Here is a 14804-nt window from a genome sequence, read left to right on the forward strand (position 1 = left end):
CCCCCGGTAGGGGGAAGGAGAAGCGACACGAAGTGCGCGGAGCCTGGGGGCGAGCCTGCTTACGGCAGGAAGTCGAGGGTCACGTAGTCCTCAGGCTTGCCGCGCGTCGACGGATCCATGCCGCCGTACTGCACCAGCAGGTCGAGCGAGTCGTTCACGTTCTTCATCGCGACGCGGAATGGGCGCTGGTTGGCCGTTTCCTTCGTGTGATAGAGCGCCACGCTCTGCTTCATGCCCACGATCAGCGTGTCGCGCACGCCTGCTTTAGGGTTGGCCTTGAGCATCGCATCGACAGCGGCTTCGGGGCTCTTCTCGGCGGCTTCGGCGGCCTTGGTCGAGGCGCGCATGAAGCGCTTCACGAGGTCGGGGTTCTCGGTCAGAAGGTTCTTGTTGGCGATGATTCCGGAGCTGATCTGGTTCACGCCGGAGTCGGCAAAGCGGATCGGCGTCACGGGCTTGCCGGTGGCGTCCTGCAGCTTGATCGCCTGGTCCATCACGTAGCCCAGCAGCAGGTCGGCCTGGCCGTTGGTCACCGCATTGAGCTTGGTCTGGGCGTCCCCCGAGACGATCTTCACCTGGTCCGGCGAGATGTTGTTGACCTTGAGGAACAGCGGCCACATCTGGGACATCGAATCGCCGGGCGTGACGGCCACGGTCTTGCCGACGATGTCCTTCGGCACCCTGATGTTCTTCTCGGTGAAGCCCATGACCGACATCGGGCTCACCTGGAACAGCACGCCGGTCGACTTCAGCGGCGCGCCCTTGGCGGCGGCCTTGATCATGGTCGTGACGTCGATGTAGCCGAAGGTGGCCGACTTGGCGGCCACCGCCTGCGCGGTGACGGCGGAGCCGCGGCCCTCCTGGATCTCGAGGTCGATGCCTTCGTCGGCGTAGAAGCCCTTTTCCCTGCCGAGGAAGAAGGGCGCGTGCTCGCTGTAGAGGTACCAGTTGAGCATCAGCGTGACCTTGTCCTTGGGCTTGTCGGCCTGCGCGTGGGCGGGAGCGATAGCGAAGGTGACGAGCGCTGCGGCGGCGAGCAGCGAGGGAAGCAGCTTCTTCATGGTCTTGTCTCCGGGAGTTGTTGGCTTGGCGAAGGAACTCATTGGGCGTGGCGCTGCGAGGCGTGCCACGGAATCATCACGCGCTCGATGAGGTCGACGGCGACGAAAAGAATCACGCCGATGCTCGACAGCACGACCAGCGCGGCGAACATCAGCGGCAGGTCGAAGTTGCCGTTGGCCACCTGCAGCACGTAGCCGATGCCCGAGTTGGAGCCGACGAACTCGCCGACCACCGCACCCACCACGGCCAGCGTGACCGACACCTTCAGGCCGCTGAAGATCGCGGGCATGGCTTGCGGCAGGCTGATCTTGAAGAAGGTCTGCAGGCGGCTCGCGCCCATCGAGCGGGCCAGGTCGAGCATGTCGGGCTCGACCGACTTGAAGCCCATCACCGTGGACACCACCACCGGGAAGAAGCCCAGCAGGAAGGCGCTGATCACCTTCGGGAAGATGCCGAAGCCGAACCACACCACGAACAGCGGCGCGATCGCCACCTTGGGGATGCTCTGCGAGAACACCAGCAGCGGGTACACGTACGACTCGACGACGCGCGAGTAGGCGATGACCATCGCGATCGGAATGCCGATCAGGATCGTCAGGCCGAAGCCGCCGAGCGTGGCGAGTGTGGTCTTCCAGCTCTCGCCGAGCAGGCGCGGCCATTCGGCGACGAGCTGCTTCACGACCTCCCACGGCGGCGGGATCAGGTAGGCCGGAATCCTGAAGAGGCGGATCGCCAGGTCCCACAGCACCAGCAGCAACAGAATCAGGATGAAAGGACGCAGGGCCGGGGAGAGCAGGAGCTTGCGGAACATGGCGGGCATCGAGGCGTGCGTGCGTGTCTACTGCTGCACCGACAGGCCGGCAGCCTTCACGAGCTGCGCGTTGCTGGCGATTTCTTCCTTGATGTAGGCGTCGAACTGCTCGGGTTTGAGCGTCCATGCATCGGCGCCGAGCTTGGCGAAGCGCTCCTTCACCTCGGGCGAGGCCAGCGCCTTCGCCACTTCGGCGTTCAGCCGCTCGACGATGTCGCGCGGGGTCCTGGCGGGCGCCATCATTCCGATCCAGAAGTTGAATTCGGAGCCGGGCACGCCGGCTTCGGTGGTCGTGGGCACGTCGGGCAGGGCGGCGGCGCGCTTGGGCGAACCGACGGCCAGCGCCAGCAGCTGGCCTTCCTTGATCTGGCCGATGACCGGTGCGATGGGCGAGAAGTAATAGTCGACGCGGCCCGAGAGCACCTCGGTGACGGCCTCGCCCGATCCCTTGAAGGGGATGTTGGTGGCGTCAATCTTCGCGGCCATCTTGAATTTCTCGGCGTTCAGGTGCGTGGCGCTGCTTTGGCCGGCAGAGGCGAAGTTCATGCTGCCGGGCTTGGCGCGCGCGACGGCAAGCAGCTGCGGCAGCGTCTTGATGTTCTTCGTGGGCGAGATGACCAGCGCGTTGGGCAGCGACGAGATGGGCGTGACGCCTGCGAAGTCGTGCAGCGTGTCGAAGGGCAGCTTGGCGAAGGTCGAGGGGCTCACCGTATGCGACGACGAGTGGATCATCACTGTGTAGCCGTCGGGCGCGGCCGTGGCCACCGCCTGCTGGCCGATGGTGCCGCTCGCGCCGCCTCGGTTGTCAATGACCAGCGCCTGGCCCATGCTGAGGCTCATCTTGTCGGCGATGGCACGCGCAATGATGTCGGTGGTGCTGCCGGCCGCGAAGGGCACGACCACACGGATCGGCTTGCTGGGGTAGGCGCCCTGCGCGGAGGCCACGCACGGCAGCAGGGCAAGGACGCAGGTCAGCGAGGCAAGGAACTTCATGGAATGTCTCCGCGCGGTCGGGCCGTCTTCTCGAATCGATCAATTCACCATTGAGTGAATTATTCATTGTAGAAACGGCTGCGCCGCAGCGTCAACGGCTGCTGCCTAGTGAATACCCGGGGTGTGCGAAGGTGCGCTGAGGCTCAGTGCAGGACGTAGCCCAGCACGAGGTCGGTCATGTGCGAGAGGCGTTGCGCCATCGCCTTGGGTGCGCGCAAGTCGCGCCCGAAGATGGCCGACAGCGTGTGGTTGTTCGAGAGATAGAAGTAGCAGAGCGACGCGATGGAGATGTACAGCTGCACCGGGTCCACGCCGGCGCGGAACAGCTTGTCGCGGCGGCCGCGCTCGAGCACCGTGTCGAGCAGCTGCACCAGTGGCGAGTTCATTTCCTGGATGCGTTCGGAGCGTTTCAGGTGTGCCGCGCAGTGCAGGTTCTCGCTGTTGAGCAGCGTGATGAACTCGGGGTGCTCGAGGTAGTAGTGCCAGGTGAACGACACCAGCTGGCGGATGGCCTCGACCGGCTCGATCTCGTCGAGGTGCAGGCGCTGCTCGGCCGCGCGGATGTCGGCGTAGACGCGCTCCAGCACCGCGAGGAACAGATCGTCCTTGCTGCCGAAGTAGTAGTAGATGAGGCGCTTGTTGAGGCCTGCGCGCTCGGCGATGCTGTCCATGCGCGCACCGGCAAGGCCGCGCTCCGCGAACTCGTCACGTGCGGACGCGAGGATGGCGAGCTGCGAACGGTCTGCGTCGCGCGAGCGGGGCTCGAGCGCTTCGGGCGTGGGTTCCTTGGGGGCCTTCATGGCGAGAATTTAACCAATTGGTGAATTAACGCAAGGCGCCTGGAGTGGGCACAGAGAATTGCCGAAGACATTGCAGCTGAGGTTCTACTTCTCATGAGTACATCACAACCCGCGGGCCACCTGATCGTCGAGTGCCGGGTCGGATCCCGCGCTCGGCGAAGCAGCGGCACTCGCAGGGTCGAATGCGGCGCTGCAGGCGAAAAAAAAGCCCGCAGAGCGGGCTTTTTGATTCAGGAGCGCGAAGCCCCCGAGCGCTTACTTGACGTGCTTGCCGATCAGCGCGGCCAGCTCGAACATCGACACTTGCGGCTTGCCGAAGATTTCCTTCAGCTTGGCGTCGGCGTTGATGTTGCGCTTGTTGGCCTTGTCTTGCAGGTTGTTCTTCTTGATGTAGTCCCACAGCTTGCTCACCACAGCGGTGCGCGGCAGAGGCGTCGAACCGACCACAGCGGCCAGGGCCGGGCTGGGGGTCAGGGCCTTCATGAACGCAGCGTTGGGGGTGCGCTTCTTGGCGGGAGCGGCCTTCTTTGCAGGAGCCTTCTTCGCCGGAGCAGCCTTCTTTGCAGGAGCAGCCTTCTTGGCGGGTGCCGCTGCCTTCTTGGCCGGAGCGGCCTTCTTTGCAGGAGCCGCTGCCTTCTTCGCGGGAGCGGCCTTCTTTGCCGGAGCTTTCTTGGCCGGAGCCTTCTTTGCAGTTGCCATGGTTGATTTCCTTTTTTGGTTGAACGTTCACCAATGAAAAACTTGCGTCTCCAGTGGCAATGCGGATGCTAAATGAGAAGAAACGCGTTTCCAAGGGAAAAAGCGCTTTTTTCATTGGGAGCTGTTGTTTTTTCAGAGGGGAGAAGCGCGCTTTTTCACGTTCGGCGACCGGGCCACGTTGCAAGCACCACGCCCACGAGCGCGATCACGAACGCAACCAGCTGTGGCGAAGAGAGGCTTTCACCCAGTACGAGCACGCCCACGAGGGCCGCGCTCACGGGCAGCATCACGGCGAAAACGCCCGCCTGTGCGGCTGGTACGTGGCGAAGTCCGGTCATCCAGAGCCACACCGTCCAGATGCTCGCGGCAAGCGCGTAGGCCACGAGCAGCGCCCAGGTGCCGAAGCGCACCGAGGTGAAGTCGAACTGCAGCGCGAACCAGATACCGAAGGGCATCGAGAGCACGAAGCCCCAGAGATTGATGAGCGAGGCGATGCGCTTGGGCCCCAGCCGCCCCGTGAGCGACTTGCCGATCACCGCATACGCCGTCTCGCACAGCACCGCGCAGAACACCAGCAGGTTGCCGAGCCAGGGCATGGACGATTGCGTGGAGGCGGGCGATGCCTGCGCGTGCGCTGGCGACAACGCGAGCAGGCCGATGCCGAGCGCGGCGCAGCCGATGGCCAGGCCGATGCGCACGGTGATGCGTTCGCGCAGGAAGAGCCAGCTCGCGACGGCCACGCATGCGGGGATCGACGCCATGATCACGCCCGCGGACACAGCACTCGTCAGGCTTACGCCGAACAGCATGCAGATCGAGAACATGAAGTTGCCGAGGAAGGACTCGAGGAACACCAGCCAGCGCGTGCGCGCCGCCATCGGTGGCTCGTCGGTCGCGCGCTTGAGCCAATGCGGCATGGCCAGCGCGGCGATGCCGAAGCGCAGCCAAGCAAGCAGCAGCACCGGAAAGGCCGCAACAAGAGGTTTGGAAAGGGCGACGTAGCCGCCGACGAGCGACATGCTCAAGGCCAGGCAGCCGTAGGCCACGAGGCGGCCTGATGCAGGGGTAGCGGAGTTCAATAGACTGAAGCCATGTAATTGCGGAGAAAGCGATTTCGATGATGCCCCACGTTTTTGTCTACGGCACGCTGCGCCGCGGCGGGCGCAACGACATCGCGCGCTACCGGCCCGCGCCGGCGTGGATCGGCGAGGCGGGCATCGCCGGCACGCTGTACGACCTGGGCGCCTATCCGGGCGTCGTGCTGGGTGGGACGCGGCGTGTGAGGGGCGAGGTCTACGTCATCGAGCCCGCCGTCGAGGCGGCGCTCGATGTGCTCGAAGAGGTGGCTGCCGATGGCTCGGGTGAGTACATCAAACGACAGGTGCGGGTGGAGGTTGGCAGCCATTGGTTCGACTGCCTGGTCTACGAGATCCATCCAGCGCGCATCGCGGGCCGTCGTGTGATCGAAAGCGGCGACTGGATCGCACATGCGGCGCGCGGCGATGCCTGGTTTTCACAACCGAAAGACTGATTGCGCATAGCGAAATCCACGACTGTTGCGCTGCAATATTTTTTCTCAATATGAGAAAAATAATTTTGCATTGAGAAATATCTCCATAAGTTGTTGATTTTGTTTGATGAAAAATATGTCTTATATAAGACATAAGAGTCTGCGATTCGATTAAAGTAACTCCACGGCCGCAGCGCCAAACTTCAATCAACCTCACGGAGTGACCATGCCCCAGACCCTCACAGAACAACTGAGCCGCGAACAGCAGATCGCCGCCCTCGAAAAAGAATGGGCCACCGACCCCCGCTGGAAGGGTGTCAAGCGCGGCTACAGCGCGGCAGACGTCGTGCGCCTGCGCGGTTCCTTCCCCATCGAGCACACGCTGGCCAAGCGCGGTGCCGAGAAACTCTGGGACAAGATCAACGGCGGCGCCAAGAAGGGCTACGTGAACGCGTTCGGCGCTATCTCCGCCGGCCAGGCGATGCAGCAGGCCAAGGCCGGCCTGGAGGCCGTGTACCTGTCGGGCTGGCAGGTCGCCGCCGACGGCAACACGTCGGAGACGATGTACCCCGACCAGTCGCTCTATGCGTACGACTCGGTGCCGACGATGGTCCGTCGCATCAACAACACCTTCCGCCGCGCGGACGAAATCCAGTGGGGCCGCGGCATCAACCCCGGCGACAAGGAATTCATCGACTACTTCCTGCCCATCGTTGCCGACGCGGAAGCCGGTTTCGGCGGTGTGCTCAACGCCTTCGAACTCATGAAGAACATGATTGCCTCGGGCGCGGCCGGCGTGCACTTCGAAGACCAGCTGGCCGCCGTGAAGAAGTGCGGCCACATGGGTGGCAAGGTGCTCGTGCCGACACAGGAAGCCTGCGAGAAGCTGATCTCGGCACGCTTTGCCGCCGACGTCATGGGCGTGCCCACCATCGTGCTGGCCCGCACCGACGCGGAAGCCGCGAACCTGATCACCTCCGACCACGACGCCAACGACAAGCCCTTCCTGACGGGCGAGCGCACGCAGGAAGGCTTCTACCGCGTGAAGAACGGCCTGGAGCAAGCCATCAGCCGCGGCGTGGCCTACGCGCCCTACGCCGACCTGGTGTGGTGCGAAACCGGCGTGCCGGACATCGGCTTCGCCCGCGAATTCGCACAGGCGGTGCACGCTGCCTGCCCCGGCAAGCTGCTGTCGTACAACTGCTCGCCTTCCTTCAACTGGAAGAAGAACCTCGACGACAAGCAAATCGCCTCGTTCCAGGAAGACCTGTCGGAGCTGGGCTACAAGTACCAGTTCATCACGCTGGCCGGCATCCACGTCAACTGGTTCAACACCTTCCAGTTCGCCCACGCCTATGCCCGCGGCGAAGGCATGAAGCACTACGTCAACATGGTGCAGGAACCCGAGTTCGCCGCGCGCGACAAGGGCTACACCTTCGTGTCGCACCAGCAGGAAGTGGGCGCGGGTTACTTCGACGACGTGACCACCGTGATCCAGGGCGGCTCGTCCAGCGTGAAGGCGCTGTCGGGTTCGACCGAGGAAGAGCAGTTCCACTGATCCGCGGACGCGGTTTTCGCTGTCACTCTCGAGCCCGGCCACGCGCCGGGCTTTTTTATGGGCAACCCGACGAGGCGCCGGGGCTCCACGGCGCCGCGGCCGCAGCTTGAACGGGCAGAAGTTAGAATCCGCGCCTCTGCACTCAACAAGAGCGAGAAAGGCATCTTGGTTATGACACCGCGAACTACTCCGCAAGGATTCAGCGGCTTTTTCTTCTTCGAAGGAAAAGGCCGGTAGCCCCGCGCTCGCTGGTTTCCGCCAGCTCTTCAACCAGGCAAAGCGCGGCATCCACCGCGCTTTTTGTTTTTCTCCCGAGGTTTCCACATGATCCAGATCACGCTCCCCGACAACTCGCGCCGCGAGTTCCCCGGCCCGGTTTCGGTGGCCGAAGTCGCCCAGTCCATCGGCGCCGGGCTCGCCAAGATGACGGTGGCCGGCAAGATCGACGGCCGGCTGGTCGATGCCAGCGACGTCATCGACCACGACGCCAGGCTGCAGATCATCACGCCCAAGGACGACGAGGGCCTGGAGATCATCCGCCACTCGACGGCCCACCTGGTCGGCCACGCGGTGAAGCAGCTCTATCCGACGGCCAAGATGGTGATCGGGCCCGTGATCGACGAGGGCTTCTACTACGACATCTCCTACGAGCGCCCCTTCACGCCCGAGGACATGGCCGCCATCGAGGCGCGCATGCGCGAGCTGATCGCGCAGGACTACGACGTGATCAAGAAGATGACGCCCCGCGCCGAAGTCATCGAGGTCTTCAAGTCGCGCGGCGAAGACTACAAGCTGCGCCTCGTCGAGGACATGCCCGACGAGCAGGCCATGGGCCTGTACTACCACCAGGAATACGTCGACATGTGCCGCGGCCCGCACGTGCCGAACACGCGCTTCCTGAAGGTCTTCAAGCTCACGAAGCTGGCCGGCGCCTACTGGCGCGGTGACGCCAAAAACGAGCAGCTGCAGCGCATCTACGGCACGGCCTGGGCCGACAAGAAGCAGCTCGACCAGTACATCCAGCGCATCGAGGAAGCCGAGAAGCGCGACCACCGCAAGCTTGGCAAGGAACTCGACCTGTTCCACATCGACGAAGTAGCGCCGGGCGTGGTGTTCTGGCACCCCAAGGGCTGGGCCGTGTGGCAGCAGGTCGAGCAGTACATGCGCGGCATCTACCGCGACACGGGCTACTGGGAAGTGAAGGGTCCGCAGATCCTCGACAAGAGCCTGTGGGAGAAAACGGGCCACTGGCAGAACTACCGCGACAACATGTTCACGACGGAGTCGGAAAAGCGCGAATACGCGCTCAAGCCGATGAACTGCCCGGGCCACGTGCTGATCTTCAAGAGCGACCTGCGCAGCTACCGCGACCTGCCGCTGCGCTACGGCGAGTTTGGCCAGTGCCACCGTAACGAGCCCAGCGGCGCGCTGCACGGCATCATGCGCGTGCGCGGCTTCACGCAGGACGACGGCCACATCTTCTGCACGGAAGACCAGATCCTCGACGAGTGCATCGCGTACACGGAGCAGCTGCAGAAGGTCTATGCCGACTTCGGCTTCACGGACATCCTCTACAAGGTGGCCACGCGGCCCGACAACCGCGTGGGCTCCGACGAGCTGTGGGACAAGGCCGAGCATGCAGTGATGGAGGCGCTGCGCCGTTCGGGCGTCGACTTCATCATCTCGCCGGGCGATGGTGCCTTCTACGGCCCGAAGATCGAATACACGTTGAAGGACGCGCTGGGTCGCCAGTGGCAGTGCGGCACGATGCAGGTCGACTTCAACACGGCCGAGCGCCTGGGCGGCGAGTACGTGACGGAATCGAGCGGCCGCGCGCACCCCGTGATGCTGCATCGCGCCATCGTCGGCAGCCTTGAGCGCTTCATCGGCATGCTGATCGAACACCATGCCGGCGCACTGCCCGCATGGCTCGCTCCGGTGCAGGTGGCGGTGCTCAACATCAGCGAAGGGCAGGCCGACTACGCTGCTTCAGTGGCGAAAACGCTGCAGAATCAAGGGCTTAGGGTCCAGCTGGATCTGCACAACGAGAAGATTACGTATAAAATACGGAAGCATTCGTTGCAAAAGCTCCCTTACATCCTCGTCGTGGGCGACAAGGAAAAGGAAGCAGGTGCCGTCGCAGTGCGCGCCCGGGGCAATCAAGACCTCGGAGCAATGTCCCTCGAATCGTTCGTGCAACGGCTCGTCCAGGACGTTGCCGACAAGCGTTGATTTGCCTCTGAAACACCCCATATGTTTCCTAGCCAGATCGTCCCGCTTGTCCGCGAGGACTGACCGGCGTTCGCTACAGATTTTGTAGCAATTTTTGAAGGATTCTGACCATCGCTACTGCATTTCGCGACCGCCGCCACCGCGAGGAACGCCAACACCGCCTGAACCGGGAAATCATGGCCCCGGAAGTCCGCCTTGTAGGCCCGGAAAACGAGCCATTGGGTGTTATGAGCCTCTCGGAGGCCTTGCGCCTCGCCGGCGAGGCCGATGTGGATCTGGTGGAGGTCGTCGCGGCGGCCAACCCGCCGGTATGTCGCCTGATCGAGTACGGCAAGTTCAAGTACCACGAGCAGAAGAAGGCGGCCGAGGCGAAGTCGAAGCAGAAGGTCATCGAGGTCAAGGAAATCAAGTTCCGGCCCGGTACCGACGATGGCGACTACAACATCAAGATGCGCAACATCAAGCGCTTTCTTGAGGACGGCGACAAATGCAAGATCACGCTGCGCTTCCGCGGCCGCGAGATCACGCACCAGGAGCTGGGTCTGGCATTGCTGCAGCGCATTCGCGACGAACTGGGCGACCTGATCATGGTCGAGCAGTTCCCGAAGCTCGAAGGCCGGCAGATGATCATGATGATCGCGCCGGGCCGCAAGAAGGCCGGCGGCGGGGTTTCCAAGCCGGCAGCAGACGCTGCGCCGGCAACGGCGCCGGCTGCAACTGCCTGAGGCGTTTGCAGCAGTCAGGGTTTTGAAGGGATTTCGCCGTTGCCGGCACTTTGAAAGAAGAGCGGGCAGGGGCGAGATAAAGAAGTGTCTCGGGGCCAACAAGTCCGTGGAGCATCCATGGCGCCTCACGAGCACAAACTAAAGGAGCATTCACATGCCCAAAATGAAGACCAAGAGCAGCGCGAAAAAACGTTTCCGCGTTCGTCCCGGTGGCACCGTCAAGCGCGGTCAAGCCTTCAAGCGTCACATCTTGACGAAGAAGACCACCAAGAACAAGCGTCACCTCCGTGGTGCAGTCGCAGTGCATGAGACCAACATGGTTTCTGTCGCCGCCATGCTGCCCGGCCGTGGCATTTAACTCAGACGAACAAGGAGTACACACATGCCTCGCGTCAAACGTGGTGTAACGGCTCGCGCCCGCCACAAGAAAGTTCTCGCACTCGCCAAGGGTTTCCGCGGTCGCCGCGGCAATGTCTTCCGCGTCGCCAAACAGGCGGTGATGAAGGCAGGCCAATACGCCTACCGTGACCGTCGTACCAAGAAGCGCGTGTTCCGTCAGCTGTGGATCGCGCGTATCAACGCCGCCTCGCGTGAACTGGGCCTGACCTACAGCCAGTTCGCCAACGGCATCCGCAAGGCCGGTATCGAGATCGACCGCAAGATGCTTGCGGACATCGCCGTGCACGACAAGGCCGCTTTTGCCGGCATCGTGGAGCAGGTCAAGGCCAAGCTGGCTGCTTGATTTTGCACAGCAGGTTGCCGTCTCCGGACGGCTTCTTGCGCCCACGGCTCAAGGGCTGGCGCTTGAAAAGGCTCCAGCTCTTTTTTATTTCCCCTCGAAGATTTTTGTTGCTATGAACGAGTTGGACTCCCTGGTAGCCACCGCAGGCGCCGCCTTTGCCCAGGCGAAGACACCTGCAGAGCTCGAAAACGCCAAGGCGCAGTTCCTCGGCAAGTCGGGCCGCATCACCGAGCTGATGAAGGGCATGGCCGCGCTGAGTGTCGAAGAGAAGAAGTCCCGCGGCGCCGCGATCAACGTGGGCAAGCAGTCCATCGAGGCCGCGCTGACCGAGCGCCGCCAGCAATTGGCCGACGAAGAACTCTCGCTGCAACTGCGCGCCGAAGCGCTCGACGTGAGCCTGCCCGGCCGTCGCCGCATTTCCGGCGGACTGCATCCCGTGAGCCGCACCCTGGAGCGCATCGAGGAGATCTTCTCGAGCATGGGCTTCGACGTGGCCGACGGCCCCGAAATCGAGAGCGACTGGCACAGCTTCACTTCGCTCAACAACCCGCCGAATCATCCTGCACGTTCGATGCAGGACACCTTCTACGTCGACCTGAATGGCGACGACGGCATTCCCTACAACCTGCGTCCGCACACCAGCCCGATGCAGGTTCGCTACGCGCATCAGCACATCAAGAAGTACGCGGCCGAATTCGCCGCTGCTGCAGCCGACACCACCGGCACCGTGAAGGCGCCCGAGATCCGCGTGATCGCGCCGGGCCGCACCTATCGCGTCGACAGCGATGCCACCCACTCGCCCATGTTCCACCAGTGCGAAGGCCTGTGGCTCGGCGAGAACGTGAGCTTCAAGGACCTGAAGGTCGTCTTCACCGACTTCTGCCGCACCTTCTTCGAGCGCGATGACCTCGTGCTGCGCTTCCGCCCGAGCTTCTTCCCGTTCACCGAACCGAGCGCCGAGATCGACATCCAGTTCGCGAGCGGCCCGCTGGCCGGCCGCTGGCTCGAGGTGGCGGGCTCGGGCCAGGTGCATCCGAACGTGGTGCGCAACATGGGGCTCGACCCCGAGCGATACATCGGCTTCGCCTTCGGCATGGGCCCCGACCGGCTCACCATGCTGCGCTACGGCGTGAACGACCTGCGCCTGTTCTTCGACGGCGACCTGCGTTTCCTCTCGCAGTTCCAGTGAGCCCCTCCACAGATAGAAAAACCAGATCGAGATCGAAGAGATGCAATTCCCGGAATCCTGGCTGCGCGAGTTCTGCAACCCGCCCATCGACAGTGCCGCACTGGCCGAAACGCTCACCATGGGCGGCTTCGAGGTCGAGGAGCGCCGACCGGTGGCGCCGCCTTTCACGCGCATCGTGGTCGGCGAGATCAAGGAAGCGGTGCAGCACCCCAACGCCGATCGCCTGCGCGTGTGCCAGGTCGACGCGGGGCAGGGCGCCTTGCTCAACATCGTGTGCGGCGCGCCGAATGCGCGCGTCGGCATCAAGGTGCCGTGCGCGCTGGTCGGTGCCGAACTGCCGCCGGGCGAAGACGGCAAGCCATTTCTCATCAAGCTGGGCAAGCTGCGCGGCGTCGAGAGCCAGGGCATGCTGTGCTCGGCGCGCGAACTGAAGCTGAGCGAAGACCACGGCGGTCTGCTTGAACTCGCTGCCGATGCGCCCATCGGCGCCGACGTGCGCGACGTACTCAAGCTGGACGACGCGTTGCTCACCCTGAAGCTCACGCCGAACCTGGCGCACGGCCTCAGCGTGTACGGCGTGGCGCGCGAACTCGCCGCACTCACCGGCGCACCGCTGAAGACGCCGGCCATCGCGGCCGTGGCCACGTCGTTCTCTGATGTGCTGCCCGTCAAGGTCGAGGCGCCCGACCTGTGCGGCCGCTTCTCGGGCCGCATCGTGCGCGGCGTGAACACCAAGGTCGCCACGCCGGCATGGATGGTCGAGCGCCTCGCGCGCTGCGGCCAACGCAGTGTGACGCCGCTGGTCGACATCTCGAACTACGTGATGTTCGAGTACGGCCAGCCCAGCCACATCTTCGACCTCGACAAGATCCACGGCGGCCTCACGGTGCGCTGGGGCAAGGCGGGCGAACAGCTCAAGCTGCTCAATGGCAACACCATCACCGTCGACGACAAGGTCGGTGTGATCGCCGACGACCGTGAAGTCGAATCGCTCGCCGGCATCATGGGCGGGGACGCCACTTCGGTCTCCGACGACACGCGCAACATCTACGTCGAAGCCGCGTTCTGGTGGCCGGAGGCGGTGCAGGGCCGCTCGCGCCGCTTCAACTTCTCGACCGACGCGGGTCACCGCTACGAGCGCGGTGTCGATCCGAGCCGCACGGTGCAGATCATCGAGCGCATCACGCAGCTGATCATTGAAATCTGCGGCGGCGAGGCTGGCAGGATGGACGACCAGACGCTGCGCGTGCCCGAGGCCGTGCCCGTCACGCTGCGCGTGGCGCGCGCCTCGCGCGTGATCGGCATGCCGCTGACGCAAGCGCAATGCGCCGACGCGCTGAATCGCCTCGGCTTCGCGATCACCGAAGGCGAGGGCACGTTGACTGTGACCCCGCCGCCGCACCGCTTCGACCTGCTGATCGAAGAAGACCTGATCGAAGAGGTCGCGCGCCTGATCGGCTTCAACAACCTGCCGACCATCGCACCGCTCGCGCCCATCACCGCCCGCGTGCGGCCCGAGGCGCAGCGCAGCCGCTTCGCGGTGCGCCGCAGCGTTGCAGCGCTGGGTTACCAGGAAACCATCAACTTCAGCTTTGTCGAAGCGCACTGGGAGCAGGACCTGGCGGGCAACGCCAACCCGATCAAGCTGCTGAACCCCATCGCCAGCCAGATGAGCGTGATGCGCTCGTCGCTGCTCGGCTCGCTGCTGCAGGTGCTCAAGTTCAACCTCGATCGCAAGGCGCCGCGCGTGCGCGTGTTCGAGCTGGGCCGCGTGTTCATGCGCGACGACAGCGTCGTCACCACCGACAGCACCGTGCGCGGCGTGAATCAGCCGATGCGCGTGGCGGGCCTCGCCTGGGGCGATGCCGACGAGGCGCGCTGGGACGGCAAGCCGAACCGCGTCGACTTCTACGACGTCAAGGGCGACGTCGAGGCACTGCTTGCACCGCTCGTGCCGGTCTTCGAAGTGGCTGAGCATCCTGCGCTGCACCCGGGCCGTTCGGCACGTGTGCTGGTCGATGGCAAGGCCATCGGCTTCGTTGGTGAACTGCATCCGCGCTGGCGCCAGAAGTGGGACTTCGCCCAGGCGCCAGTGCTGTTCGAACTCGACCTCGACGCCGTCACTGCGCGCCCCGTGCCGGTTGCGCAGCCCGTGCCGAAGCACCAGGCCGTGGAGCGCGACCTCGCCGTCGTCGTGGCCGAAGCCGTCACGCACGATGCACTGGTACAGGCCATTCGCACGGCAACAGCCGCACAGGGTCTGCTGCGCGACGTGACGCTGTTCGACATCTATCGTCCGCAGCCATTGCGCGATGGTGCCGTGGCTGCGCCCGGTGCACTGGCCCAAGGAGAGAAGAGCATGGCGGTTCGCCTGACCTTCCAGAACGACGGCGCCACCTTGACGGACGAGCAGGTCGAACCTGCGGTCCGCGCAATCGTCGAACAATTGGGCGCCACGCTCGGCGGCCGCTTGAGGGGATGAC

At 64.0% G+C, this 14804-nt stretch carries 14 protein-coding genes; 8 read left to right on the forward strand and 6 right to left on the reverse strand.

All coding sequences use genetic code 11. From position 1 onward, the window contains the following. Positions 1-59: 59 nt before the first annotated feature. The 6 genes from PMI12_RS11905 to PMI12_RS11930 all read right to left on the reverse strand — a co-directional run bounded on the left by PMI12_RS11905 (position 60) and on the right by PMI12_RS11930 (position 5444). Entirely contained in the window at positions 60-1061 is a 1002-nt protein-coding gene (locus tag PMI12_RS11905; RefSeq protein WP_007832482.1) for an ABC transporter substrate-binding protein, read from the reverse strand. Between the two features lie 38 nt (positions 1062-1099). Next, entirely contained in the window at positions 1100-1873 is a 774-nt protein-coding gene (locus PMI12_RS11910; RefSeq protein WP_042673261.1) for an ABC transporter permease, read from the reverse strand. Positions 1874-1900: 27 nt separating this feature from the next. Beyond that, entirely contained in the window at positions 1901-2866 is a 966-nt protein-coding gene (locus PMI12_RS11915) for a tripartite tricarboxylate transporter substrate binding protein (RefSeq protein WP_007832484.1), read from the reverse strand. Between the two features lie 143 nt (positions 2867-3009). Further along, complete coding sequence (locus tag PMI12_RS11920; protein ID WP_007832485.1) at positions 3010-3666, reverse strand: TetR/AcrR family transcriptional regulator; 657 nt, start codon at positions 3664-3666, stop codon at positions 3010-3012. 255 nt (positions 3667-3921) lie between these two features. After that, positions 3922-4365, reverse strand: coding sequence for an SWIB/MDM2 domain-containing protein (locus PMI12_RS11925; RefSeq protein ID WP_007832487.1), 444 nt, complete (start codon positions 4363-4365; stop codon positions 3922-3924). A 155-nt stretch (positions 4366-4520) separates the two neighbouring features. Further along, complete coding sequence (locus PMI12_RS11930) at positions 4521-5444, reverse strand: DMT family transporter (RefSeq protein WP_042673253.1); 924 nt, start codon at positions 5442-5444, stop codon at positions 4521-4523. A 38-nt stretch (positions 5445-5482) separates the two neighbouring features. Between PMI12_RS11930 and PMI12_RS11935 the strand changes: the two genes are divergently transcribed. The 8 genes from PMI12_RS11935 to pheT all read left to right on the forward strand — a co-directional run bounded on the left by PMI12_RS11935 (position 5483) and on the right by pheT (position 14803). Further along, positions 5483-5896 (forward strand): gamma-glutamylcyclotransferase family protein, encoded by a 414-nt coding sequence (locus tag PMI12_RS11935; RefSeq protein ID WP_007832490.1) that lies wholly within the window; start codon positions 5483-5485, stop codon positions 5894-5896. A gap of 205 nt (positions 5897-6101) precedes the next feature. Beyond that, positions 6102-7433, forward strand: a complete 1332-nt coding sequence (aceA, locus tag PMI12_RS11940; RefSeq protein WP_007832492.1) for an isocitrate lyase — start codon at positions 6102-6104, stop codon at positions 7431-7433. A gap of 324 nt (positions 7434-7757) precedes the next feature. Further along, entirely contained in the window at positions 7758-9665 is a 1908-nt protein-coding gene (gene thrS, locus PMI12_RS11945; RefSeq protein ID WP_007832494.1) for a threonine--tRNA ligase, read from the forward strand. A 101-nt stretch (positions 9666-9766) separates the two neighbouring features. Continuing rightward, entirely contained in the window at positions 9767-10390 is a 624-nt protein-coding gene (gene infC, locus PMI12_RS11950; RefSeq protein ID WP_081502643.1) for a translation initiation factor IF-3, read from the forward strand. 154 nt (positions 10391-10544) lie between these two features. Further along, the gene (rpmI, locus tag PMI12_RS11955; protein WP_007832497.1) at positions 10545-10748 is read left to right on the forward strand and encodes a 50S ribosomal protein L35; all 204 of its coding nucleotides are present in this window, start codon (positions 10545-10547) and stop codon (positions 10746-10748) included. Between the two features lie 24 nt (positions 10749-10772). Next, on the forward strand, positions 10773-11132 hold the full coding sequence (gene rplT, locus PMI12_RS11960) for a 50S ribosomal protein L20 (protein WP_007832499.1): 360 nt from the start codon (positions 10773-10775) through the stop codon (positions 11130-11132). Positions 11133-11244: 112 nt separating this feature from the next. Further along, positions 11245-12321, forward strand: a complete 1077-nt coding sequence (gene pheS, locus PMI12_RS11965; protein WP_007832500.1) for a phenylalanine--tRNA ligase subunit alpha — start codon at positions 11245-11247, stop codon at positions 12319-12321. A gap of 40 nt (positions 12322-12361) precedes the next feature. Beyond that, complete coding sequence (pheT, locus tag PMI12_RS11970; RefSeq protein ID WP_007832501.1) at positions 12362-14803, forward strand: phenylalanine--tRNA ligase subunit beta; 2442 nt, start codon at positions 12362-12364, stop codon at positions 14801-14803. Position 14804 lies beyond the last annotated feature (1 nt).

Origin of the sequence: Variovorax sp. CF313, assembly GCF_000282635.1 — a bacterium.
Taxonomy (GTDB): Bacteria; Pseudomonadota; Gammaproteobacteria; order Burkholderiales; family Burkholderiaceae_C; genus Variovorax.

What these genes read in the sequence shown, in the direction of transcription:
- PMI12_RS11905 (WP_007832482.1), bottom strand. Translation starts at nt 1,061, where the DNA reads ATGAAGAAGCTGCTTCCCTCGCTGCTCGCCGCCGCAGCGCTCGTCACC.
- PMI12_RS11910 (WP_042673261.1), bottom strand. Translation starts at nt 1,873, where the DNA reads ATGTTCCGCAAGCTCCTGCTCTCCCCGGCCCTGCGTCCTTTCATCCTG.
- PMI12_RS11915 (WP_007832484.1), bottom strand. Translation starts at nt 2,866, where the DNA reads ATGAAGTTCCTTGCCTCGCTGACCTGCGTCCTTGCCCTGCTGCCGTGC.
- PMI12_RS11920 (WP_007832485.1), bottom strand. Translation starts at nt 3,666, where the DNA reads ATGAAGGCCCCCAAGGAACCCACGCCCGAAGCGCTCGAGCCCCGCTCG.
- PMI12_RS11925 (WP_007832487.1), bottom strand. Translation starts at nt 4,365, where the DNA reads ATGGCAACTGCAAAGAAGGCTCCGGCCAAGAAAGCTCCGGCAAAGAAG.
- PMI12_RS11935 (WP_007832490.1), top strand. Translation starts at nt 5,483, where the DNA reads ATGATGCCCCACGTTTTTGTCTACGGCACGCTGCGCCGCGGCGGGCGC.
- aceA (WP_007832492.1), top strand. Translation starts at nt 6,102, where the DNA reads ATGCCCCAGACCCTCACAGAACAACTGAGCCGCGAACAGCAGATCGCC.
- thrS (WP_007832494.1), top strand. Translation starts at nt 7,758, where the DNA reads ATGATCCAGATCACGCTCCCCGACAACTCGCGCCGCGAGTTCCCCGGC.
- rpmI (WP_007832497.1), top strand. Translation starts at nt 10,545, where the DNA reads ATGCCCAAAATGAAGACCAAGAGCAGCGCGAAAAAACGTTTCCGCGTT.
- rplT (WP_007832499.1), top strand. Translation starts at nt 10,773, where the DNA reads ATGCCTCGCGTCAAACGTGGTGTAACGGCTCGCGCCCGCCACAAGAAA.
- pheS (WP_007832500.1), top strand. Translation starts at nt 11,245, where the DNA reads ATGAACGAGTTGGACTCCCTGGTAGCCACCGCAGGCGCCGCCTTTGCC.
- pheT (WP_007832501.1), top strand. Translation starts at nt 12,362, where the DNA reads ATGCAATTCCCGGAATCCTGGCTGCGCGAGTTCTGCAACCCGCCCATC.